Source organism: Vibrio inusitatus (assembly GCA_024346935.1).
In the GTDB taxonomy this organism is placed as follows: Bacteria; Pseudomonadota; Gammaproteobacteria; order Enterobacterales; family Vibrionaceae; genus Vibrio; species Vibrio inusitatus.
The window spans coordinates 1,656,543-1,681,014 of record AP024878.1; the positions used below are offsets into that span (position 1 = coordinate 1,656,543).

Consider the following 24,472-nt stretch of genomic DNA (forward strand, 5'->3'; position numbering starts at 1 on the left):
ATGACTTCCCCATCATCTCAACCAAACCAAATCACCCCTAGAGGCGAGATGCTACTTAGAACCCTCGCTATGCCAGCAGATACTAATGCGAATGGTGATATCTTTGGTGGTTGGATTATGTCTCAACTCGATTTGGCAGGAGGTATTCTTGCTAAAGAGATCTCAAAAGGACGTATTGCGACAGTATCTGTATCAAGTATCACCTTTAAACGCCCTGTTTCTGTGGGAGATATAGTATGCTGTCATGGAGAGTGCAGTCGCATTGGTAACTCATCAATGTCTATTGAATTACAAGTATGGAACAAAAAAGTTATGGGAGAGCGCACAGGTGAGCGCGATCTTGTTTGCGAAGCTACCTTCCATTATGTTGCAATTGATGAAAATGGGCGCCCTCGCACAATTGAAAAGTAAAAGGACTGACTATGTGGTATGTTATTTTTTCTCAGGATGTCGAAGATTCATTGCAAAAACGCCTTAGTGTGCGAGAGCAGCACCTAGAACGTTTGCAAAGTTTACAAGACCAAGGACGTTTGCTTACCGCAGGTCCAATGCCAGCTATCGATAGTGATAATCCTGGTGAAGCCGGGTTCACTGGTTCTACCGTCATCGCACAATTTGAATCCTTGCAAGATGCCAAGGCGTGGGCTGATGCCGATCCATACATCGAAGCTGGTGTTTATCAAAACGTTATCGTCAAACCCTTTAAAAAAGTATTCTAACTATGCATTCATCACTTAAAACACTGTTTATCGCAACACTGACCACGCTTATTCTTGCCGGTTGTTCATCAAATGGTGACAAACAACGAGAACTAGAACTCAAAGCAGACCGTCGTGCAGGGATATTGGCCTCCAGTCTTCCAATAGAATATGGCCCGTTGACCATCACCAGAGCGTCATCAAAAGGAAATATTGTCATCATTGAAATGCTATATAATCAATCGGGCAGCAAACCTGCCGATCAATTAGTAGCAAGCGCGAAAAACTATTATTGCAGCTCAGAAGATGTTAAAGCGACCATGGATGAAGGTATCGGCTATCTAATAAAGGTTCGCAATAATAGAGGTCAAATAGTTGTTGAAGAAATGATCACCTCTAAAACTTGCTCTTCGAGTGAAGAAAAATCGACTGAATAACTGCTTATTCAGATAAAAAAAGGCCAAAATAGAATACTCTAATTTGGCCTTTTTTGTTGCTTTCAGCTTTACGCTAACGGCTAAACAATTGAACCTTTAAACTGGCTTCTGAATCCACGTCTGCAAATTCTGGTGGATTGTCCAAACGTTGTAAGTAATTGAGCGTTGGGGCGTGCTCAGCCATTCCTTCAATGACAAAATCCGAAGTGACCGATGGCGAGTTTACACAAGCTAATACTTGGCCATTTTCAGTTAGTAAATCGGGCAGACGACGCAGGATCTTCTGATAGTCCTTAGTCAGTGCAAAACTGCCCTTTTGGAATGAAGGTGGATCAGAGATGATTAAGTCGTAAGGCCCCATGCGTTTTATTTTCCCCCAAGATTTAAAGATATCATGGGCAAGAAACTTAACTCGACTCACCTCTTGGTTATTCAAGTGATGGTTATCACGACCTCGATTGAGCGAAGAACTCGCCATATCTACATTCACCACCTGAGTCGCTCCACCAGCAATTGCCGCAACAGAGAACCCACAGGTGTAAGCAAATAAATTAAGAACATTCTTGCCCTTAGCGTTTGCTCTGACCCAATCTCGCCCTAGGCGCATGTCCAAGAACAAACCAGAGTTTTGGTTGGATGAGATATTCATCCAGTACTTAAGACCAGACTCAACCACCTCAACCTTGTCTGGTTGCTCACCTAGAAGAAACTGTGTTGGGGCACCCTGCTCATAACGATGCTGAATTGAGATGGAACGAATAGATACGTAATCAGGCTCAGAGGCCAGTGATTCTAAGCCTTTGGTTAGCTCAGCAAGAAATTCATCCGTTACGGGCCTAAATAATTGCACTACCAGATGCTGGCCAATCCAATCACAAGTGATCTGCTCAAGCCCCTCATAGGTGCGACCTCGTCCGTGGAACAGTCGTCTTACCTCGGTGGGTGCTAAAACTAGCCCTTCCTTTAATTTAGAAAAGAATACAAAAAGCGCTTGTGGGTTCATTGGTTGGGGTATTTCTGTCATTTTATTTTAGGCCAGTTCAGTAATTGTGGTTGTTGCCAGTCTGTAATCTGTTGTTTGATAGCGGGTCGTTGCCATAAATCACCAAGCTTTGTGTCATTGCTAGGGTCAAGTTGATAACGGTAGGATTTGCCATTAAATTCAAAAGCGAGGGCAAACGCATGTAGGTAGCCCCTATCACTTTTGCTAGTCGGCGTATAAATTGGATCACCCACAATAGGGCTACCCACCGACTTTAATGCTACACGTATTTGGTGGGTCTTTCCGGTACGAGGCTTGCATATAAAAACTCGATAACCGTCAGCAGATGCTGAGAAAAATTGAGTAATAGCTGGGTTTTCATTACTTAGTATAAGCTTCCACATAGAGCGGCGACTCTTTGCCATATCGCCCTTTATTAACCCCTGCTTCTTCTTTGGCTTTTTATCTGAGATTGCGAGATAAAATTTCTCTACTTCACGCTTGGCGAACGCTTGAGAAAGTTCACTTGCCGTCTGTTGATTTTTTCCCAGCAATAGCAGTCCAGAGGTCATCTTATCGAGTCTATGGATAAGATAAAGAGGCGCACTATCGATAGTGTTTTGGACTTCTTGTAATAAGGCCGTATCGTTGTCATCTTTATGGACACTAACGCCTGGGTGCTTGTTGATCAGAATGAAATCGGGTTGATTATCTACTATGTCAAACATGAACGGCTCTAGATGAATGATTGGTAACTGAGATTGAAGCCTAAGTATATCGTGTGCGCTGGGTGAATCCTATCTTTGTCACTATTGACGTATTGAGACCATTAAGCCAATGTGTTTTCATACACTTTATTCACACTTCGATTACCCATCAGCAATAACTCGCCTTAAAACTAAGCCCATTACGACACTCTTTAGTAAAAGACGTACAAAGAGGCTTTTTGCGTATACACTACAACTATAAGTGATTGATTATTAACTGAGAGAAATGGAAGAATTTTATCAGGCGCTGACCCTTATCGGGATCGCGTTGTATTGGATAATAGTAGCAGGTGTCACTATTCGGGTGGTCATCAAAAGGCGTTCTGTTAGCGTCTCTTTAGCTTGGCTAATGATTATCTATATTCTGCCAATAATAGGCGTAATCTGTTACTTCCTGTTTGGAGAGTTGAATCTAGGCAAAAAACGAGCTGAACGCGCAAAAGCGATGTTTAATCCCTATGAAGCTTGGTTTTTAAAGCTACTCGATTGTAATGCCCATCTTCCAGAAAAAACGCCAACACACATTACCCATATCGATGATTTATGTACCAACCGCATGGGTATCCCAGCCCTTTGTGGTAACACATTGTCTCTACAAGATACTCCAGAGAAAATTTTAAAGTCGATTGTTGAAGATATTGAGCAGGCGCAAAGTATTATTCGGATGGAGTTCTACATATGGAATGAAGGCGGCTTAGCTAATGCTGTGTCTTCAGCTGTGATTAAAGCCTCTCAACGAGGTGTGCGATGTCAAATCCTCATTGATGCCGCAGGTAGCCGGAAATTCTTCGCCTCTTCCTGGTGCAAAATGATGCTTGATGCGGGTGTCGAGGTTGTTCAAGCACTACAAGTCAATCCATGGCGTATGTTCCTGCGTCGCCTTGATCTTAGGCAACATAGAAAAATTATCGTTATCGATGATAACATCGCCTACACCGGCTCAATGAACCTTGTCGACCCTGCGTATTTTAAGCAGAATGCAGGGGTTGGAATGTGGGTCGATGTCATGGTGCGTATAACAGGTCCAACAGTGAATGTTCTTTCTGCTATTCATTGCTGGGATTGGGAAGTTGAAACAGGTGAGCGTTCTTTCCCTGCGTCGCCAGAGTGTCATATTGACCAAGATAATCTATTACACCCAATACAGGTTGTTCCATCTGGTCCAGGCATGCCTGAGAACCTTATCCAGCAAGTACTGACTATTTCAATTAGTCGTGCCTGTAAGTCTGTCACCATTACAACACCCTACTTTGTTCCAAGCGAAGAACTGCTACAAACACTTCGTACTACGGCACAACGTGGCGTTAAAGTAGAGCTCATTATTCCCAAGAAAAACGACTCTATTATGGTAGGTTGGGCATCCAAAGCCTTCTATGCAGAACTGTTGTCTGCAGGAGTCATTATTCATGAGTTTGAAGGTGGGCTGCTACATACCAAGTCAGTCGTCATAGACCAGCAATACTGCCTGATAGGAACAGTAAACCTTGATGTAAGGAGTTTATGGCTTAATTTCGAAGTAACATTAGTGGTAGATGATGCCGAGTTTACTCAGCAACTTTATTGGTTACAACAAACCTACATACAACAATCAACAACGGTAGACGAAGAGCGTTGGCGTGAGCGAAGTATGTTACATCGTTTCTTAGAACGTACTTTTTACTTATTTAGCCCGGTTCTATAAACATTCGATTTACTTGATTAAACGTAATTTTCCTTGCACTGCCTGCCCTGCTCATGGTTTAAATAACCTTATAGCAATTACATCAGGGAAGGCCGATGGCAAAGAGTAAATCTCCAGTGACAAAGACTACGCAACTTATCAGTGCGGGTAGAGATAAAAAGTACACCCATGGCGTGGTCAACCCACCCGTACAGCGCGCATCAACTATCTTGTTTGATACCGTCGCTGAGAAAAACCAAGCGACCATAAACCGAACCAACAAAGCTCTTTTTTATGGTCGCCGTGGCACCCAAACTCACTTTGCATTCCAAGATGCAATGGTTGAGCTTGAAGGTGGTTTTGGTTGCGCTCTTTATCCCTGTGGCACTGCCGCTATCTCAAACGCAATCTTATCTTTTGTAGAAACAGGCGATCACATTCTAATGGTGGATACCTGCTACGAACCCACACGTGATTTCTGCAACACTATGTTAAAGCGCCTTGGGGTTGAAACCACCTACTACACACCAACCATTGGCGAAGATATACAAGATCTTATCCAGCCAAATACCAAGCTTCTTTTCTTAGAGTCTCCTGGTTCCGTTACCATGGAAGTGCAAAACGTACCTCTACTTGCAAAAATTGCACATCAAAACGATATGATCGTTATGTTGGATAATACTTGGGCCGCAGGTCTGCACTTTTCACCGTTTGAGTTTGGCGTCGATATTTCCATACAAGCTGCGACTAAATACATAGTGGGACACTCTGATGTCATGCTAGGTACCGCAATCGCTACCGAAAAATATTGGGATCAATTACGCGAAAATAGCTACCTGATGGGACAATGCGTGTCACCTGATGATGCTTATCTGGGCCTACGCGGCATTCGCACCCTAGATCTGCGCCTCAAACAGCATCAACAAAACAGCTTAAAGGTCGCTAACTGGCTAGCAACTAGAGCAGAAGTTGATCATGTTCGTCATCCAGAACTTGAAACCTGCCCTGGTCACCAATACTTCAAACGAGACTTTACCGGTGGCAATGGCTTGTTCTCATTTGTAATGAAAAGTCAAAACATCAAAGCAACCACAGCTCTGCTCGATGGAATGGAACTGTTTGGTATGGGTTACTCTTGGGGGGGTTATGAAAGCTTGATTCTGGCCAACGAGCCGAGAAGTTTCAATAGCCTAAGAACGGTAGCAAATCCTAACTTCACTGGTACTCTATTCCGACTTCATATCGGTCTTGAGAACGTAGACGACCTTATCAAGGATCTCGAAGTTGGCTTTGCTCGCTACAATGCTGTTCTTCAAGCCGAAGAAAGCGCGGTCAGCTAATTTTTATTGTTAGACCTCCCCACTCGAGGGAGGTCTATTATTTTTACTCTTCTATTTCTTCGCTAGACCTATATACTGCCCGCAGTAAACAGCAGGTTCGGCCATTTTTGGCGAACATTCAGCAGCGCGGAGCAACAATGTCTAAAAATTCTATTTCCATGATTGGCCTATGTAACCCTAAAAGTCCAACCAATGTCGGCGCAGTTATGCGTGCAGCAGGATGTTACCAAGCAAGTGAAGTCCGCTTTACCGGAACTCGCTTTGCGCAAGCGGCCAAGTACCATACCGACACTAAGGATATGGCAGGTAAAATAGATTTAAGACAGATGGAATCTCTTACTGGAGAACTCGACCAAGACACAAAGATTGTCTGTGTTGAACTTGCAGAAGGTGCAACGCCGTTACCTCAATTTCAGCATCCAGAGAAAGCCATATACATATTTGGACCTGAAGACGGTTCTATCCCACAACAAGTTGTCGACAAAGCGGATGCGGTTGTCTACGTGCCAACGATAGGATGTATGAACCTTGCAGCAACGGTTAACGTGCTTCTTTATGATCGCCTAGCAAAGTCTAATCAAGAGATTGACCATGCCGAGCGCGTTATCCAAAGCCGAGATGTGAACAATCGCCTCAAGGTTTAGCTTTATTCGTTATTGTGTTGGGATGCCCGATAAAAGACTTCGGGCATGACGAGGATCATATCATTTCGCACATGACAAAAAAACCTGTCACTTCGTACATGACGAAGGCCTTGTTGCTTCGCGCATGGCGGGGATCTTGTCACTTCTGGCGTGGTTAAAACACTGTCATTCCCGCATGCCGTTAGCGGGAATCTAGAGCCCAAACAAACCACCAAATTTATACCCATAGCCAAACACAAGTTTGGCTTACAATATCAAGGTTTAACATGTATCAATTAACGATTTCACTGGAACAGTTTTTAACTGAATTCTGGCAAAAGAAACCCACTATTATTAAGGGTGGTTTTGCAAACTTCCAAGACCCTATCACAGCCGAAGAACTTGCTGGACTGACAATGGAAGAAGAAGTCGACTCGCGTTATGTCTCTAATAAAGATGGCAAGTGGATTGCTGAGCATGGGCCTTTTACTGAGGAAAAATATGCCTCACTAGAAGAGACTAACTGGTCTATCATCGTTCAAGCTGCAAACCACTGGCATCAAGGTGCAGCGGAGCTTGTTGAACCATTTAAAGCTATGCCGCAGTGGTTATTCGATGACTTAATGATCAGCTACTCAGTTAAGGATGGTGGTGTGGGTCCGCACATTGACCAATACGACGTCTTTATTGTACAAGGCAGTGGTAAACGTCATTGGCGTGTAGGCGCAAAAGATGAGGGGCAATATGTTGAAACCAACCAACACAGTGCCTTGCGTCAAATCGAAGGCTTTGAGGCTATCATTGATCAAGTTCTTGAACCGGGTGACATCTTATATATTCCACCAGGATTTCCTCATGATGGATTCGCACTTGAGCCGTCCATGAGCTTCTCAATTGGCTTTCGTTCTCCGAAAGAGCAAGAATTAATCAGTAATTTTGCAGACTACATCTTGGCCAATGATGTTGGTGATGTTCACCTGCATAAACCAAAAATGAAGACACAGGATAATTTTGGTCAGATTAGCACTAGCGACCTAAATTCTTTAACAGAGATGCTCTTGTCATCGATGGAAGATGAGCATCGCGTGAATGACTTTATGGGGTGTTTACTGAGTCAATCACGCCATCAATTGAACATCATAACTCCTGAGCCTTTATGGGAAAGTGAAGAAGTCGCTAACCACCTACTCTCCGGCGGTAGCATAGAAAAAGTATCAGGCTTGCGCGCCCTATATCATGAGCAAGATGAATGCATTGCCTATATAAACGGAGAAGTTATAAAAGTCTCCGAAGAAGACAACTCAATCATCAAGCTACTTTGCGGAAAACAACAGCTTAGCGTTGATGATTTCCCAAGTGGTATTGCCGCGGCAAACGTATCGCTACTGTGCGAATTAATCAACAAAGGTTACTGGTATATCGATACCGAATAAATAACCTCGATTACTAATACCCGTTGACGATAGTTTTCTATGGCTCCTTATTGGAGCCATTTTTTTGCTCACCAAACACGGTAGACTATTTCCTGCTTCTTTTATCAATTTAAATTTGAGAATAAATCAAATATATCGCTGTTTATATGTGAGTAATATCGGACTATTATTCCCCCATCAACGCAAATACATTCCAAGGGGAACATCACATGACTAAGCTAACAATCGTTGCGAACATCATTGCTAAAGACGACAAAATTGAATTGGTAAAAGCTGAGTTACTTAAACTCATCGATGTGACTCGTGTAGAGGAGGGTTGTATCAACTACGACCTGCACCAAGACAATGAAAATCCTGCGCACTTTATGTTTTATGAAAACTGGGTATCTCGCGAACTATGGCAGACGCATATGGGTAACCAACACCTAGCTGATTATATGGTAGCGACAGAGGGTGCGGTTGATCAATTCATCCTTAATGAAATGACACAAATCGCTTAACGCAACTACCCTTTTTTAAAGCCCCAACAACGCCACCGTTGTTGGGGCTTTTCGTCTAAAAGGTATTGAGCATTTGAGTGGTTATCTAAAGTAACATTGAGCGACATATTTCTGGAGTGACACAAAGAAATCAGCACCATAATTTGATACGCATATCGGCATACAAAAACAGAGTGAGCGGTTTTAAAAAGCAATGAACCCAATATTAAGGTGTCTTTAAATCTATAAGGGTTAATCTAAAGATTCAAACCCGTCTACTTCGAATCGTGCTCTTCTCGCCTCAGCAACAGAGCAGCGTGTCATTTCCATCAACTCTGACAAAGTCATGTTCGGATTTTCAATCAGTAAACGCTTCAAGCGATCCGCAGGTAACTCTAGTTTATCTTGATGAAGTTGCAGGGCGAGATCCAGCTTTTTGAGAATAAATAACACATCCTTTGGTTCTTGCGTTAATGCCAAGCAGAGCGCCTGGACATTCAATGCATTTCCTGACACTTGCCAGTGTCGACTTCGGCGTACTCTCTTTAGCTCACACTCATGTTTGAGTGCAAGTTGCTTTACCGACTGTACGGTTTCTTTACCTACTCTATGAATTAAAGAAGGCAATGCGACGGTGATACTTTGGTCCATTTTTATTTCATTGAGTTACGGTGTAACTAGGTTAATAGTTAGTGAACGATGATTGATGCACACTAACTACTTCCATCCATGTAGCCACTGTTTTGGATCTTTCAATACCATCCAATCAATAGAGCGAGCTCGCTTGGTGACGATAGGCTCTATAATACAGAGCTCAACCAGCCCTTCTTCATCGAATTCTACTTCTGTGACAATAAAGTGCTTCTCTTTATTATGACAGTTTACGGCCGTCCATTTACTTCGTAGCAATTTTTTGGGATTAATTTGATTCATTGTTGTACCTCGCTATAAACACCCTGCTTTGTACGAGAACAACCATCAATTTGTGCTAACTTACTTATTTTAACTGAAGGTGCTGATATAAAGCGCTTCCACTTTATCTCTTGCCCACTGCGTTTTTCTTAAAAACTTTAATGATGATTTAATAGAAGGGTCACTATTAAAACAGTTCACTCGAATTTCAGCATGCAGACCGCTCCAACCATAATGCTCCACCAAACGCGTTAAGATCTTCTCTAAAGAGAGACCGTGTAAAGGATTATTGGGTTGCTGTTGAGTCATAACTTACTTCTACTTATGAATTGACAAAAATTGTGCTCAATGTGACTCTAAATCAAAGATGATGCAAACAAATTCGCGCATTATTTAGTTTTTGTGACCAATTCGCAGTATGAATCATTCTACTTTAAGAAAAAAACATGAGACTCCTAGCAGATAAAACCGGCGAGCAATTTCTAGAGATTCTAGACCAGCAAGGCGATGTGCTTAGCGTGCAATTCATCTCAAATGAAGGCATTCGTAAGGGCAAGCCATTCAAAGATTCACTAACGGGGTTGTATCTTACAGGTTGGACCCACCGTTCTACTTCAACCGCCATAGGTTTGGAAAGGTTTAAACAAGGTATCTTGCAAGATGCCACCGTGAGCTTCGCCTTACATCAACTCTATCCGCTTGGTCGCAAGGTTAAGATACCTTCAGGCGATATCGCAACTATAGCCAGCTATGCCAATACTCACGCCGATGGTTATTATATGTATGTGCGTATAGCTGAAGAATTACATCGCTATAGAATCACGCCTGATTGGGAACTGCTCCCTTCGGAAAAATTACTGGCTCTTCCTTATTACCCAGCCCCTCTTACAAAAGAGGAGAAACAAACGATTGATGACTATGACACATGGGCGGGTGGATTTTAATGCTTGGTATTGGGAGCCTAAACTGCGACAATTAGCCCCGAATTTATCTATCAAGGTCAAAGATGAAACTTTTAGTTCGCAACCTTTCACGCAAAATGACTGAACATGAGATTCGTGTTCTTTTCTCTGAGCACGGTGACGTTACGGTGTGTAACCTAGTGCTAGACCAAGAGACAGGCCTATCTAAGGGCTTTGCTTTTGTTGAAATGCCAAACACAACTGAAGCGAAAGCCGCCATCTCTGCATTAGATCAAGCTGATGTGCAAAAAAGCAAGATACGAGTAAAACTAGCTAAGAGCTAGCCAATACTAAGAAGCCAGCAACTCATTGAGCTGGCTTCGTTGTTTCTATACTGTTATTTATTGACAGTTTCATTTACTCGTAAGCAGGCAGCGCTTACATAAGGTAAATGCAGGAAATTTAATTTCCAAACCTTAAGCGGATAACTCTCGTAGTAAAGGAAAGGCTTGCTTGGTTTTATCCTGTGTCGCAACAAAACCAATCATCACTTCTTGTTTGTTATAGGCCTTAGCAACTATGCCGTCAGATTGGATATCCAGATTCCAACGATGCACTTGACTGTCTGAGGTAGTGCCTGCGATCTGAATAGGATACTTGGGCGTTTTAACCTTCACCATCATTTTCGGTAGCACCACTGCGGTAAGCTCGCCCAATAAGGTCTTAGCCAATGCCGACGCACTCACAACTGTAGGTTGAAGATAGGCTCTCACTTGACCACCAAACTCAGCACAATCACCTAAAGCATAAATATTGTTCTCTGACGTCTGCATTGATTCATCAACACAAATGCCACGGTTTACAGCAAGACCTGTATGCTTTGCTAAGGTAGTGTTAGGAACTAAGCCAGCACAAACCAACACTTCATCAACATTCAACTGTTCACCATTACCAAGCTTAACTTGGTAACCGCTTTCAGATGGGCTGACCTTAGTGACGGTTTCTCCCGAGCGAGTATCAATATTTAGCTGATCAAAAGATTGCTCTAACTTTAGCGCTACTAGCTCTGGCAACTGGTTTCCCATGAGGCGCTGACCGGCCTCAATAACGGTTACTTGCTTGTTTGCTAAAGCAAGATCCATACTGATCTCAACCCCAATCAAGCCACCACCAATCACCAATATCGAATTAGCTTTAGTAAGACGTTCACTAAACGCATCAAACTCTTTGAGGCTATTGAGAGTGATGGGACCGCTCTCTCTCAAGCCTTGTATAGGAGGAATGAAAGGCATAGCGCCTGTTGCCAAAACAAGGTTTGAATAATCAAAGCGCTGTTCATTGGCGAACACAGCTTTCTTATCTAAATCAATGTCTTCTACCCTATGTTCTGTGCACAGCTCTATGTTTTGTTCGCTGGCAAATATCTCAGCGGCGGTAGATATCAGCTGTTGTGAAGTTTGTTGTCGTGATACTACATGACTGAGATCCGGCTTATTGTAGTCATGCCCTCTGTCAGCGGTAATAACACGAATAGGCACCTGCTGATCCATTCTGCGCAAGGTTTTAACCAGTTGGTAAGCAGCAAAGCCACTACCAATAATTGTCACTGGATTCATTACGCTACCTCGCAACGAGTGTGTACTGCGAATACATCCTTACCAAGATTACATTCTGGACATAAGAAGTAGTCAGGCACGTCGCCCCATACAGTTCCAGGTTCAACACCTTGGTTAGGTTCGCCTATTTCTGGATCGTATACCCAGTTGCACACGGTACAGATCATGCAATCACAGTCCGCCCCGTGAGCTTGTGGTTTTTGCTTTTCTGGAACCGCAACCGACAGAGCCGGAGCAGCCTCTGCTTCCACTACTTGAAAAGGTTGAACATTCAATTCATGCAAAGCCCATTGCTTGGCGATCTGCTGACCGTGAGCACGGCAGATCCTCATTGCCTTACCGTCAGGGCGCCATTTCGTTTTTAGGCCAGCTACAGTTTCAAAGCCAGCATCGGTTAAACGAGAGTGAATTCGGTCTACAGCACCTCCGTTCCAACCGTAACTGCCAAAGGCACCGGCTTTTTTCTGTTTAAAACGCAGCCCAGTGATTTCTTCTAGCATACCCGCGACTTTAGGCATCATCACATTGTTCATGGTCGACGAGCCTACGAGCACACCTTTAGAGCGAAATACATTCGAAAGAATCTCATTCTTATCCTGACGCGATACGTTGAATACTTTAACCGCAACAGCAGGGTCAACATCGTAAATACCTTGAGCAATAGCATCTGCCATCATTCGAGTATTGTTAGACATAGAGTCATAGAAAATAGTGATGCGGTCTTCTTGATAATCGTCGGCCCACTCTAGGTATTTCTCAATAATTTGTGCTGGGTTGTCGCGCCACACAATGCCGTGTGAAGTCGCAATCATATCTACAGGCAAGTTGAAGCTGAGTACTTCTTTGATTTTTGCCGTTACTAGGTTGCTAAATGGCGTCAGAATATTTGAGTAATAACGAAGGCACTGATCCATAAGTTCTGTTTGATCAACTTCATCATTGAACAAATGCTCATCACAGTAGTGCTGGCCAAAGGCATCGTTGCTAAACAGCACAGCATCTCCGGTCAAATAGGTCATCATGCTATCTGGCCAATGCAACATAGGTGCTTCAACAAACACCAATTGCTTATCGTTACCAATATCTAAGCTGTCACCGGTTTTAACTGTCTTAAAGTTCCATTCTGGATGATGGTGATGACCAACAATTGAGTCAATGGCGGCTTCAGTACAATAGATTGGTGTGTTCGGAATACGCTCAAGCAGAGCCGCTAAAGCGCCTGAATGATCTTCTTCGGCGTGGTTTACGACAATGTAATCGATGCTTTTAAGGTCGATTTCCATTTCTAGGTTTTGTAAGAACTGATGGCTAAATCTATGGTCAACGGTATCAATAAGTACCGTCTTTTCTTCACGGATAAGGTAGCTGTTGTAGCTTGTGCCCTTTGTCATTTTGAATTCTGTACCGTGGAAATCTTGAACTTCCCAATCGCGTTGTCCTACCCAGTGAATATTGTTTTTAACATGAATCGTCATTGTATTGCCTTTACTACTTGTGCAAATAAGAATTACCTCTTGCATAGCATCAAGCGTGCCAACTTTTTAACCGACTGTTTTAAAAGGAAGTTAGGTAAATAGATTCATTGATATTGTGAATATGATAACGTCAATTCATAATCACAAAGACAATTTTGTCATATAGATAAAACAAAAATCATGCGCCCTCAAACTAAAACGCAGCATTCTGAAATTACCTCAGGATGCTGCGTTGTTGGCAAAAGACGTTTGTGAGATCTTACCAATAATTCTCAGAGCTATAATGACCGGGCTTTCGCCTCAGATGTTTGTGATAGCCTCTTTGGGTCAGAGTCAGCCCACTCTCGCGAACCATGGAGGGATTACCACACAAGTAAACAAATGTTTTCTCCATATCAAGACGCACACCAGTATGAGACTCTAGCACTCTCTTTTCTATGAGTTGTGGCACTCGACCAGAGAGGCTCCCTGGTACTTCTTCTCTAGACACTATAGGAACGTATTTAAACCTGTTGCCAAATTTCTCCTGAAAGCTTTCAATCAAATCGCTATACACAAGATCTTGTTTAAAGCGCACCGCATGTACCAAAATGATATCGGTATAGTGCTCAGGAAACGATTCTGATTGCAGAATGGATAGGTACGGGCCAATACCTGTTCCTGTTCCCATCATCCACAACTCTGTCGCATTGTCTGGGATTTCATCTAACGTCATAAACCCAGCGCACTGCTCTCCCACCATGACTTCATCATCTGGATGCAGGGTATGCAGGTTAGGCGATAGCGCTCCATCAGGATCTGAGATAATTAAAAACTCCAACTCTCCCGTTTCCTGATAATCCTCTGGGGAATTCACTATTGAATAAGCCTTACGTAGAAAGTCACCCTCAGCGTTGTACAAACCTAACTTAGTAAACTGGCCGGCGGTAAATGAAATATCCGGCACCTTTACTCTTATAGAAAATAAAATATCAGTCCAATCAACCCTAGAAATTACTAAACCACAAACAAACCCAACATGCGGAGTCATATCGCTCAACCTCTTAATTTGCCAATACATTTAATTTAGTTCAATTAAATGCAATGGGCATGCCAATAGCAATTATTTATTATAATTCAGATCCTTATAGCATAGTAATCACTGGATATTATCATTACGACAAAGTCAGATTTCATATCTTTATGACAAAGCTTTGTTACACTGACAAAAGTATCAATTGATAGTGAGCAGTTTATGAAAAAGTATAAGGGAGAGTGGATACAGGTTGCTCGAGACATTACATCGGGTATCTCCGAACAAGATCGTTTTCAACGACTACTCACCACAATTCGAAACATGCTGCATTGTGATGCGGCTGCGCTACTGCTATTCCAACAGCAAAACTTCATTCCACTCGCAATCAATGGCCTGAGCGAGGATGTATTGGGCCGTCGCTTTAACATTGAGCAGCACCCTCGTCTTGAGGCCATTGCCAGAGCTGGCGATATTGTTCGCTTTCCCTCTGACAGTGATCTTCCCGACCCCTACGATGCGCTGATCCCCAACCATGATCAAAAACTAGAGGTTCACTCTTGTATTGGGCTTCCTCTATTTCAAGAAGATCACCTGATTGGTGCAGTAACCATTGATGCCTTTGACCCTACCCTATTTGATGGTTTTGCCGATGACGACTTTAGATTGATCAGCGCGCTAGCAGCTAATAGTTTGCATACTGCTCTATTAGTGGCAAAGCTTGAAAAAAATGTAGGCGTGTCGAGCACATCAAACTCCAAGCGTACTAATTACAATCAGTTAGATTTTATCGGCCAATCTCCAGGAATCACTGAGCTTAAATCTCACATTTCAGCGGTCGCACATACGGATCTGTCCGTGCTGATCATGGGAGAAACAGGGGTCGGTAAAGAGCTTGTTGCACATGCCATCTACGCTCAATCTGACCGCAAAGATAAATCCTTTGTGTACCTAAATTGTGCTGCCCTACCCGAGTCGGTAGCAGAAAGTGAGCTTTTTGGGCATATCAAGGGGGCTTTCACCGGCGCAATCAGCGACCGAAAAGGTAAGTTTGAACTGGCCAATCACGGCACACTCTTTCTTGATGAAGTTGGCGAACTGTCGCTAGCTTTGCAAGCTAAACTGCTGCGAGCACTACAATACGGCGACATACAGCGCGTAGGAGATGATAGTAATATCAAGGTAGATGTTCGCATTATTGCCGCAACAAACCGAGTAATGCACGAAGAGGTGATAAAAGGCCATTTTCGCTCCGATCTCTACCACAGGCTAAGCGTGTTCCCCTTATTTGTTCCGCCACTTCGAGAGCGAGGCAAAGACGTTATTCTATTGGCGGGATTTTTTGCAGAGCAGTGCCAGCATAAACTCAATGTATCTAGCATCACTCTGGATGCTGAGGTACTAACCCTACTCCAAAACAACCCTTGGGAAGGGAACGTACGAGAACTTGAGCATGCCATAAACCGAGCCAGTGTCATCGCCAAAGCACAAAGCAACGCCACACATCTTGTATTAAAACCAAGCCACTTCCAGTTTACCCATACGGAAATGCCCGATACAAATAAGGCCGCTAATCCAGAACCATCTAACGCACACCACTCTATCGTGCACTGGCAAGACCTAGGCTTAAAAGAGGCCACTGAACAATTTCAAATCGAGCTTATACAATCCGTTTACTTAAATAACGACAAAAAACTCAGCACCACAGCAAAACAGCTAGGGCTCAATCCTGGTAACTTACATCGATTGATGAAGCGCTTGGGACTGAAATGATAAGAATACATATGCGGCTTTAGAACCCAATTATCTCGCTCTATTGGAGCAGTTTTTCAGGAACAAGAGTTTGTTCTTTGTAACTACAATCTGGAGTTGTTAGCGATTATCGCGCTAAGAAGGTTCTGGACAATTCCGAGTTACGATCCATTAAGCACTCTGATTGTTTGCATTACTCCTAGTATCGTAACGAAGCAGGAAACTTAAATGTGGCTGGTCAAATTCTCTTATCCACGACATACCAATGAGGGTTAGGCATAGAGGTACATATTTGCCATCATAACCACGAGGCATTTAACCACCTGGTTGATATGCATGAAGTGGATACCAACTATAGAGCTAACTCATTAGAAACTTAACTAGTAATGAATAAAATAACCTCTGCTCATTTAATGAGCACTTAGGTTGTATTTCATGGTTGGTTTATTTTCATGCATTTTCAAAATTTCACAATATTAAAGTTACTAATAATATTAACTTTCTGTTCTATCTTTTCTGTTTATTCTTTTGCAGAGAGTGAAGTCGAACCTAGGTTTTTTATAAGAGCTGAGACCTCACATTATTTTTTACAAACAATAAATAATTCAACTGATCACAGCGTGAATTCATGGCAACATTTCCGTTTAGCTCCAACTTCGGATCACCAACCATTTCTGCGTATGGACCGCGATACTATCTATTCAACAGCAGTGATTGATACTGAAGGTGGAGCCACTATCACTTTTCCCGATTTTGGTAACCGTGATGTCACTGTGCAGTTCATCGATGAGAACCATCAAACCCAGCGCCTTTCCCATTTAACTAGCGGGCAAAACGTGGTTGATGTCCCGCAAACGACTAAATATAGCTTTGTCCTTGTTCGTATCTTTCACCCTGCTCAAGTGGACAAGATGGGGTTAAATGATGTGAATCATCTGCAAGATAAATTTGTAATTCAAGCCAGTTCTAGTGACTCCTATAAAACCTATTCTCATTCCGAGTTCAATGGTTCTGATGTTCATTTGAAATTGTGGAGACAAGAGGTTCTGAACGAAGTAACGCCAAAGAACTTCAGGAATATTGAGCATATTTTCGGCGCTGAAGATGCTACTAGTAGCGAACAAAGATTGTTTGGCTCTGTGTATGGATGGGGCGGCGCTCCATACCAAGATAGAGTATACCAATACTCTCAAGACTTTGACGCGTCTATGTGCCGCACGGTAACCATGAAAGCGCCGAACCATAGTGGTTATTGGTCGGCTACCGTCTACAACCAAGACGGAATGCTCTTTAACGACGATGCTTATATCAGTAGTAACAACGCGGTAAAAAACGAAGATGGAACCTTCACCCTAAGCTTTGGTTGTGAAGATACTAAACACCAGAGAAACAACCTCTCTCTAGTAGGCTTAAATACAGACAGATGGAACGTTTTGATACGCAGTTACAGCATCGAATCGAAGGTTAAAAGCCTTTCCAGTGAGCACCGCAACCCGTTTGTGTTTGAGAAAATGAAAGCTTGTAAAATTAGCAGACTACGTAAGGCTACTGCTTGGGTGGTGACCTCATGGATACCAATGAATACTGCCATGGTGTGGATATATTTTAAAGCAAAGGAGACTTTCTGCGAGATGAATATCGCCTAAAGATCTTAAACTCTGAATCAAGGCAATAGAATTACTCCTTGTGGAAAAACCATTCTAGGTAGTAATAGGTAGTTGGAGTAAGTCTAATTGCGGAAATTCAAATCAAGTTCAATTTCACACAAGGCCGCTTCCAAGTTATAGCCAACTAACTGTGAAGGTTCTGGACAAAAGCTTGTTAATTGTTTTACTAAAATAGCAATTAACGGATTACTTATAGTATTGAAAAAACTCCAAAGGTAGCAAGATCAAGCTCACTGATTCAACGGTTACGTTGCTTTAACGAAATGCTAATCATTGTTGGTAACAAGTATTACCCCCTCTCGCTTTTGCTTGCTCTCAACTTTGCTCCTACCAGAAAAGTACCCTCGTGAGGCCTGTGGCATCTGTCGTGGCGCCATTCTATAGTGGCCATGTCTTTGAGCTTTAATATCCCATACTATCAGTATGGTTCTCTCTCTTTCTTTGCCGCTTGATGGCCTCAGGTTCGTACGCATGGGTGGTTGATTGCCCTTGCTCTTATCTCACAGTCAAAAATAATTGTCATAAGTTCGCCTCCCATCTACTTAAAACCTCAAGCATTTGAGCACAAAAAAACCGCATAACCTGGACGGCTCTCACAAACTCTCGCGGATTAGTAATCAGTGATACACTCTGAAAATACAGCATTTTCAAAATCATTAACATATTGTGCCTTTAGGTTGTCAGAGTAGCCCACAGGCTTGCGATAAGCTTCGGCATAAACCTCGACAGTGTAGTCGCGCATCCTCCGCATTAGGTCAGCCGCAAGGTGGGCAAATTCTGCAGCTTCGGGGGTCTCTGCCGCTAGGGCATCTAATTCGTTTAGTGCGTTTGCGTTATCAGCAAGCATGGGCTTGAGCGCTTGGCTCATTGGCTTGCCGTCTTGGCGGGCTCGCATGGCGTCGCGGGCCAATTCACTGAAGCTAGTACAAAATTCAGCTTTTGCAGCGTGGTCAGGCACTTGGGCTGATACTGATGCGCTAATGCTAACCGTGATGGCGACTCCTATTAATAGTTTTTTCACTTTTTTGCCTTTGTTGTTGCCTTGATTGAGTCGAAGCATGCTAACAAAGGCGAATATCCCTAGAAACTGGCTTAGTTTCATATAGGCGAGGTATACTTGCTAAATGTGTGATGCGCGAGCATTAAAAATCCTGCTAAACCTATTTTTCAGCATACCTGTTGCGCACAAACTCGAAGAGCTCGCCGTCGAATTTGACCTATTCTTTTGACTTGCGGCCATTGTTTTGCGCGATGCTCAGCACCTCGCAGCGCTTTAGTGCTCATTACTATAATGCGTAGGCATCGGCACTGGGTTAAGAATTGCCCTGCTGTAACGGTTTTGGACAAAAACGTATCAGCGCCTTTCCTAAATTAGCATTTAATGGATTATTTTTGGTATTACAAGACCTCTAGTGCAGTGACATAATTTACACAGCCACTACACTAACAACCTTAGCTTAAGCCTATAACGATGAGCCCCACTGTTATAGGCTTATGTCGGCAACTCAACCCGCACTAACAACCCCGTTTGTTGATTGCTTAACTCAACATTGCCACCATGACTGCGGATGATGTTTCGAGCTATCGCCATTCCTAAACCTGTTCCGCCTGTTTCTCTGTTGCGTGAGGTTTCTAAACGATAAAACGGTTCAAATACTTGTTCAAACTTATCTTCTGATATGCCATCGCCACTGTCTTGAATTTCGATAACCAACGAACTTTGAGCAGGCGTCGAGAATGACACCTCGGCGTGAGAACCATACTTAGCACCGTTTTCAATCAGGTTTCTTAATGCACGCTTAAGGCTTACCGGGCGGCATGCTAGTGTCACTAAGTCAGATTCATTAAATTCAACAGAGTAACCGACTTCGACTAGGTCTTCACATAAGCTGCCTAAAAAGGCATTCACCTCAACGGGCTTTGTCACTTCGGTATCTGAGGATAGCTTCATAAACGAAAGTGTTGACTCCGACATTAACTGCATCTCTTCGAGTGTTTTTAGCAGTGCATCACGGTCATCACTTTCTGGCATCATCTCTACACGCAGCAGCATACTGGTAATAGGTGTGCGTAAGTCATGAGATAGTGCGGCAAGTAATCTCGCTCTATCTTCAGCAAAGCGCTGTACTCGTTGGTTCATTTGGTTAAAGGCACGAATCGTCTCGGTGATGTCATCTGTTCCTTGCTCTGCGATAGGCTCAACCACTTCACCTCGCCCTAATTGTTGAGATGCCTGAGACAAGAGCTGTAATGGCGTGGTGATTTTTTTAATCATCACCGCAATACAAACCAGTGTCAGCAGTGTTGCAAGGGCAAAAAAGGTCATCCCCTGCTTTATTGCAATTGCACTCAGCGTTGAAGAAGTGGCAGTGAGCTGTAGCCAGCGATCGTTTTGTAGATGCACGACAACTCTTAATTCTGTTAATGCCTTATCGTTGCGCTCATTAACGTTCTGGGGTGCGCTAGACATTAACATAGGCTGACGCTCTTGCTTGACCCACACCCGACCTTGATAGCTTTGACCAAGTTCAGCCGTAATTTTGTTGACTACAGCCTGTTCAGAACCATTCATGGTCACGCTACTTAAATCCATACGCTTTTGAATGCTGTGGCGAGCATAATCATTATTGAGCGGGTTGAGAATCGAGCCAAAGTCTTGTTCTCCTTCCACTTGCTCAACTGTCTCTACAACCGTGACAAACTTTTCTATCTGCTGGCTCTCATTAACTTCGGAAATTGCACCGCTATAGATCTCGCTCAAAATGCCAAAGGTAACAATTTGAGCGAGTAACAGCACACTGAGTATTGCAAGCAGCATTTGAGAAAACAGGCTACGCCCTACCTTTTGGCTAAGGCGACTGATTAAATTTAGGACAAGATTTTTAGCAGGGTTTAACATTAAGACTCGACCTTCTCGGTAAACATGTATCCACCACCCCAAACGGTTTTTATTAACGTCGGGCTCTTCGGATCTAATTCTACTTTCTTACGTAAGCGACTGATTTGGTTATCAATGCTACGATCAAACGGGTTTGCTTCTGCGCCTTTGGTTAAGTCCATGAGCTGATCTCGGCTGAGAACTTGTCTTTCATGGGCTAAGAACGCTTTTAACAAACGAAATTCTGCTGCGCTTAACGCCACCAGCAAGCCATCATCACGGGTTAACTGATGCTGATGAATATCAAGTTGCCACCCGGCAAACTTAATCATGGAACTCTGCTGCTTTGGCATTTCAACATCGGCACTTTTTTCTACCCGTCTCAGTACAGCTTTCACACGAGCTAATAGCACCCGAGGGCTAAACGGCTTAGTGAGGTAATCATCTGCACCTAACTCCAAGCCAACCACGGTATCTGCATCTTCACTCATGGCGGTTAAGAAGATAAAAGGCGTGCTCTTTTTCTCTTGCAGTTCTTTACACAGGGTTAAACCGTCATCACCAGGCATCATGATATCGAGGATCACCAAGTCAAACTTTTGCTTGGCAATCGCGGCTCTCATTTCATCACCGCCATTGGCTTCAACTACGGTGTAATCATGTTGAGAGAGGTAACGCCCCAATAGGGTTCGAATATCGTCGTGATCATCAACCACCAGTATCTGTTTATTCATTGCACACTCTTTGGTTTGTTATCGCGCCTGTTGAAAGTGGCGATAACCACTGCTTTATGTCTTGTCCAACCCCAAGCATACAAGGAATGATGACAAGGGTAATCACTGTCGCAAACAAAATGCCAAACCCAAGCGAAATTGCCATTGGGATCATCAGTTGTCCCTCTTTCGATGTTTCAAAAATCATCGGTGCCAATCCACAAAACGTGGTCGCGGTGGTTAGAAAAATCGGTCTGAAACGCCTTGTTGCCGCATTAACGATCGCCTCGCGCCACGTTTCTCCCTTAGCTCGGTTGCGGTTGTAAGTGGTAATCAACATCAAGCTGTCGTTCACAACCACACCACAGAGCGCAATCACCCCAAGAATACTGATGATGCTCAGCGGATGACCAAGAATCATATGCCCTAAAACCGCACCCACTACACTAAATGGAATCGCCGCCATCACAAGCAGTGGCTGGGTGTAGCTCTGAAACGGTATTGCTAATAGCGCATAAATCACAATCAACGCAAGCAAGCTGGACTTGCTTAGAGCACTCAAACTATTCGCGGCATTTTTTTGCTGGCCACCTAAGCTGATTTTGAGGCTTGGGTAGCGATGCTCAAGTTCAGTAAAAATCCCTTGCTGTAATGATGCCACTAGTTGTGGTGTCTTACTTCGGTCAGCGACATCTGCGGTCACTTCAACAGAGCGACGACCATCACGGCGAGTCACTTCAGAAGGTGCAACACTGTGCGCTACATTTGCCACACGAGAAAGCGGTACATACTGACCATTCGGTATTTGAATCATTAAATTGTATAAATCCAACTCACTCTGCCGATACTGCTCATCGAGCTGAACTTTCACTGCAACCTCATGGATACCTTGCTGCTGTTTCAGTGCTGTTGCACCAAAAAAGGCATGCCTTAGTTGCTGCGAAATATCATCAGCGGTAAGCCCCATCGCCAAACCAACCGAACTAATGCTGACGTCTAACTGGCTGTTACCACTAGAAAAACTGCTTGAGATTTCACTTACGCCCGAAAAAGCGTGCAGCTCAGAGGTTAATAGCTGACTCGCTTCACGCAAAATTTGGGTATTTGAGTGGTTCATTTGCACCGTTAATGCAGGGCCACCACCGGGACCACCTCCCGATGTCGTATAGCGCATGCTCTCTACACCAGTAATATCACTGTTTTCTGCGCGCCACAGTTTTGCGATATCTCTTGTGCTGAGTGCACGCAGGCTAGGATCGCCTAAGTAAAGTGAAACTCTCAGTGTCGTGCCTTTTATCGACGTGGTTAACCCCGTTGCAAACTCCTCACCACCATTTTGTTCAACGATACGTTCAGCGCTCTGCTCTAATAGTTTTGCAACCTCTTCCATGCGTGACTCTGCGGTTCCATAAGGCATGGTTGCCACCACACGTACCCCATTCACTTCAAAGCGAGGCATGAGGTAGAACCCTAAACGACCACTGGCTAGCCATGCACCGACTAACACCATCACGGCAATCGCCACAGAGAGTGATAGATACTTACGATTAATCACCGATTGTAGTGTTGGCTTGTACATTTGGTGGATGAAATGTTGCAGTCGTCTATCCACCGAACCCTGCCAACTATCGAGTTTCTGACCGATTTCTCCTTTTGGTTTGTCTTTCATTCGACCTAAATGAGCAGGCAGAATAAACAGCGCTTCAACCCATGAGATGGCAAACACACTAATTACGACTAAAGGTGTTGCCGCTTGAAGTTTGCCAATTTGCCCCGGCAGTGTCAGGATCGGCAAAAACGCCACCATGTTGGTTAAGATGCTAAAGGTCAGAGGCACGGCAACATCTTTCGCACCAAGGATCGCCGCTTTCATAAAGCTCATCCCTTGCTGGCGACGGTGATAGATATTTTCACCCGCAACGATCGAGTCATCAACCACAATACCCAAAGCCATAATAAAGGCGAACATAGATACGGTGTTGATAGAGACATCCATACCTGGTAGCAGTAGCATTGCGCCAAGGAACGAGGTTGGGATACCCATCGTCACCCAAAATGCGAGGCGATACTCCAAGAAAATACTCAGCATCACCAACACAAGCACCAAGCCTAAGAACGCGTTCTTTAGTAGGATGCTCATCTGGTTGTAGTAGTTGATAGAGTCATCATCGGCAATCACGATGCTCACACCCGGAGGCAGGTTCGTCTCGATTTCAGGCAACACGTCACGTACTGCTTGAGAAACCCCAACTGGCGTTTGCTGACCCACTCGATATACCGTTAACCCTGACGCAGGCTCACCGTTATAACGCATCTGGTGATCATCATCATTCAGTCCATCTTCAACCGTCGCAACAGAGCCTAAGCGCACAGTGCTACCGCTTTGTGTCGACTTAACCGGAATAGCGACAAAGTCTTGCGCGGTCTCTAAACGTCCATGCACTCGCACGCTAATATCACCCGACACGGTTTCAATTTCACCAGCACCAAAGTCAAATGCGTGTGTTTTAATGGCGTTTGAGATGTCGTTTAACGTGAGGTTAAGCTTTTGCAACTGTTGATGATCGACGTTGACCTGAATCTCATGATCGAGGTCTTGCTCTAGATCGATTTGGGTAATGCCCGACTCTTGCAATAAGCGCTGACGTACATCTTCCGTCAAAGTGTGCAAAGCTCTCTTATCGACATTGCCATGCAAAACAATCTCCATCACATCTTTTTTGCGACTCTTAATGTAAACACGCGGCTTTTCGGCTTCTAGGGGCAAAGTCGATAAGCGGTTGATCGCTTGCTCCACTTCTTGCAGCAAGTAATTGACATCAAAGCCATCAATCACCGTCATTGAGACAGACGCTTTACCTGATTTTGATGTCGACGTCAGTTCATCAATCCCTTCTAAACTGCGAATCGCATTCTCAATAGGAAGCACAACGCTCAAATCGATTTCATCTGGCGCTGCACCTGAATACTCAACATCAACGATAACTTCATCTAGATCAAATGCCGGAGTGATCTCTTTTTTGATATTCCAGCTCACGAGCAAACCGCCAAAGATAAGCATTAACATCAATAAGTTTGGCGTCACCTTATCTTTGGCCATCCATGCAATTGGACTTCTCATCAGGC

24 protein-coding genes are annotated in these 24,472 nt (G+C 43.7%); 12 read left to right on the plus strand and 12 right to left on the minus strand.

From position 1 onward, the window contains the following. Genes yciA through OCU48_RS07640 form a run of 3 tightly spaced genes read left to right on the plus strand, consistent with a single transcriptional unit; the run spans window position 1 to window position 1,135 of the window. A complete protein-coding gene (yciA, locus tag OCU48_RS07630) occupies window positions 1–411 on the plus strand; it encodes an acyl-CoA thioester hydrolase YciA (protein WP_141344011.1) in 411 nt (136 codons plus the stop codon). 11 nt (window positions 412–422) lie between these two features. Continuing rightward, the gene (locus OCU48_RS07635) at window positions 423–719 is read left to right on the plus strand and encodes a YciI family protein (RefSeq protein ID WP_141344012.1); all 297 of its coding nucleotides are present in this window, start codon (window positions 423–425) and stop codon (window positions 717–719) included. Between the two features lie 2 nt (window positions 720–721). Continuing rightward, a complete protein-coding gene (locus OCU48_RS07640; protein ID WP_141344013.1) occupies window positions 722–1,135 on the plus strand; it encodes a GspS/AspS pilotin family protein in 414 nt (137 codons plus the stop codon). A 73-nt stretch (window positions 1,136–1,208) separates the two neighbouring features. Here OCU48_RS07640 and OCU48_RS07645 read toward each other — a convergent pair whose 3' ends face one another. Next, complete coding sequence (locus tag OCU48_RS07645; protein ID WP_141344241.1) at window positions 1,209–2,138, minus strand: class I SAM-dependent methyltransferase; 930 nt, start codon at window positions 2,136–2,138, stop codon at window positions 1,209–1,211. 17 nt (window positions 2,139–2,155) lie between these two features. Then, complete coding sequence (locus OCU48_RS07650) at window positions 2,156–2,845, minus strand: TIGR01621 family pseudouridine synthase (RefSeq protein ID WP_141344014.1); 690 nt, start codon at window positions 2,843–2,845, stop codon at window positions 2,156–2,158. 265 nt (window positions 2,846–3,110) lie between these two features. Here OCU48_RS07650 and cls point away from each other — a divergent pair, with 265 nt between their 5' ends. The 5 genes from cls to OCU48_RS07675 all read left to right on the plus strand — a co-directional run bounded on the left by cls (window position 3,111) and on the right by OCU48_RS07675 (window position 8,440). Further along, entirely contained in the window at window positions 3,111–4,565 is a 1,455-nt protein-coding gene (gene cls / locus OCU48_RS07655; protein WP_141344015.1) for a cardiolipin synthase, read from the plus strand. A 95-nt stretch (window positions 4,566–4,660) separates the two neighbouring features. Beyond that, window positions 4,661–5,884 (plus strand): cystathionine beta-lyase, encoded by a 1,224-nt coding sequence (locus tag OCU48_RS07660; protein WP_141344016.1) that lies wholly within the window; start codon window positions 4,661–4,663, stop codon window positions 5,882–5,884. A 137-nt stretch (window positions 5,885–6,021) separates the two neighbouring features. After that, window positions 6,022–6,528, plus strand: coding sequence for an RNA methyltransferase (locus OCU48_RS07665; protein WP_141344017.1), 507 nt, complete (start codon window positions 6,022–6,024; stop codon window positions 6,526–6,528). A 266-nt stretch (window positions 6,529–6,794) separates the two neighbouring features. Continuing rightward, window positions 6,795–7,940 carry a ribosomal protein uL16 3-hydroxylase gene (locus OCU48_RS07670; protein ID WP_141344018.1) on the plus strand — a complete coding sequence of 382 codons (1,146 nt, stop codon included), beginning with the start codon at window positions 6,795–6,797 and terminating at the stop codon, window positions 7,938–7,940. A 209-nt stretch (window positions 7,941–8,149) separates the two neighbouring features. Next, a complete protein-coding gene (locus tag OCU48_RS07675) occupies window positions 8,150–8,440 on the plus strand; it encodes a putative quinol monooxygenase (RefSeq protein ID WP_141344019.1) in 291 nt (96 codons plus the stop codon). A 231-nt stretch (window positions 8,441–8,671) separates the two neighbouring features. Here the strand turns inward: OCU48_RS07675 and OCU48_RS07680 are convergent, their stop codons facing one another. From OCU48_RS07680 to OCU48_RS07690, 3 genes are all read right to left on the minus strand, one after another. Beyond that, window positions 8,672–9,070: a ribosome recycling factor family protein gene (locus OCU48_RS07680; protein WP_244312221.1), complete on the minus strand. Its 399-nt coding sequence runs from the start codon at window positions 9,068–9,070 to the stop codon at window positions 8,672–8,674. Between the two features lie 66 nt (window positions 9,071–9,136). Then, a complete protein-coding gene (locus tag OCU48_RS07685) occupies window positions 9,137–9,352 on the minus strand; it encodes a TIGR02450 family Trp-rich protein (RefSeq protein ID WP_141344021.1) in 216 nt (71 codons plus the stop codon). A 69-nt stretch (window positions 9,353–9,421) separates the two neighbouring features. Next, window positions 9,422–9,640 (minus strand): VF530 family protein, encoded by a 219-nt coding sequence (locus OCU48_RS07690; RefSeq protein ID WP_141344022.1) that lies wholly within the window; start codon window positions 9,638–9,640, stop codon window positions 9,422–9,424. Between the two features lie 137 nt (window positions 9,641–9,777). Here OCU48_RS07690 and OCU48_RS07695 point away from each other — a divergent pair, with 137 nt between their 5' ends. Continuing rightward, window positions 9,778–10,275: a hypothetical protein gene (locus tag OCU48_RS07695; protein ID WP_141344023.1), complete on the plus strand. Its 498-nt coding sequence runs from the start codon at window positions 9,778–9,780 to the stop codon at window positions 10,273–10,275. A gap of 62 nt (window positions 10,276–10,337) precedes the next feature. Next, complete coding sequence (locus tag OCU48_RS07700) at window positions 10,338–10,577, plus strand: RNA recognition motif domain-containing protein (protein WP_141344024.1); 240 nt, start codon at window positions 10,338–10,340, stop codon at window positions 10,575–10,577. Between the two features lie 132 nt (window positions 10,578–10,709). Here OCU48_RS07700 and norW read toward each other — a convergent pair whose 3' ends face one another. The 3 genes from norW to OCU48_RS07715 all read right to left on the minus strand — a co-directional run bounded on the left by norW (window position 10,710) and on the right by OCU48_RS07715 (window position 14,354). Next, the gene (gene norW / locus OCU48_RS07705) at window positions 10,710–11,849 is read right to left on the minus strand and encodes an NADH:flavorubredoxin reductase NorW (RefSeq protein WP_141344025.1); all 1,140 of its coding nucleotides are present in this window, start codon (window positions 11,847–11,849) and stop codon (window positions 10,710–10,712) included. Continuing rightward, window positions 11,849–13,324 (minus strand): anaerobic nitric oxide reductase flavorubredoxin, encoded by a 1,476-nt coding sequence (norV, locus tag OCU48_RS07710; protein ID WP_141344026.1) that lies wholly within the window; start codon window positions 13,322–13,324, stop codon window positions 11,849–11,851. Before norV ends, norW begins: the two co-directional genes overlap by 1 nt. Before the next feature lie 259 nt (window positions 13,325–13,583). After that, entirely contained in the window at window positions 13,584–14,354 is a 771-nt protein-coding gene (locus tag OCU48_RS07715) for a ferredoxin--NADP reductase (RefSeq protein WP_141344027.1), read from the minus strand. Between the two features lie 204 nt (window positions 14,355–14,558). On the opposite strand from OCU48_RS07715, the gene norR reads away from it, so the two are divergent. Next, window positions 14,559–16,109, plus strand: coding sequence for a nitric oxide reductase transcriptional regulator NorR (gene norR, locus OCU48_RS07720; RefSeq protein ID WP_141344028.1), 1,551 nt, complete (start codon window positions 14,559–14,561; stop codon window positions 16,107–16,109). Window positions 16,110–16,708: 599 nt separating this feature from the next. Further along, window positions 16,709–17,734 carry a DUF1254 domain-containing protein gene (locus OCU48_RS07725; protein ID WP_167496148.1) on the plus strand — a complete coding sequence of 342 codons (1,026 nt, stop codon included), beginning with the start codon at window positions 16,709–16,711 and terminating at the stop codon, window positions 17,732–17,734. 631 nt (window positions 17,735–18,365) lie between these two features. Here OCU48_RS07725 and OCU48_RS07730 read toward each other — a convergent pair. The 4 genes from OCU48_RS07730 to OCU48_RS07745 all read right to left on the minus strand — a co-directional run bounded on the left by OCU48_RS07730 (window position 18,366) and on the right by OCU48_RS07745 (window position 24,467). Beyond that, window positions 18,366–18,776, minus strand: a complete 411-nt coding sequence (locus OCU48_RS07730; RefSeq protein WP_141344030.1) for a hypothetical protein — start codon at window positions 18,774–18,776, stop codon at window positions 18,366–18,368. Between the two features lie 471 nt (window positions 18,777–19,247). Next, complete coding sequence (locus tag OCU48_RS07735) at window positions 19,248–20,654, minus strand: ATP-binding protein (RefSeq protein WP_141344031.1); 1,407 nt, start codon at window positions 20,652–20,654, stop codon at window positions 19,248–19,250. After that, window positions 20,654–21,367, minus strand: coding sequence for a response regulator (locus OCU48_RS07740; RefSeq protein ID WP_141344032.1), 714 nt, complete (start codon window positions 21,365–21,367; stop codon window positions 20,654–20,656). The genes OCU48_RS07735 and OCU48_RS07740 overlap by 1 nt, the downstream gene beginning before the upstream one ends. Then, window positions 21,360–24,467: an efflux RND transporter permease subunit gene (locus OCU48_RS07745; RefSeq protein ID WP_141344033.1), complete on the minus strand. Its 3,108-nt coding sequence runs from the start codon at window positions 24,465–24,467 to the stop codon at window positions 21,360–21,362. The genes OCU48_RS07740 and OCU48_RS07745 overlap by 8 nt, the downstream gene beginning before the upstream one ends. Between the last annotated feature and the right edge of the window lie 5 nt (window positions 24,468–24,472).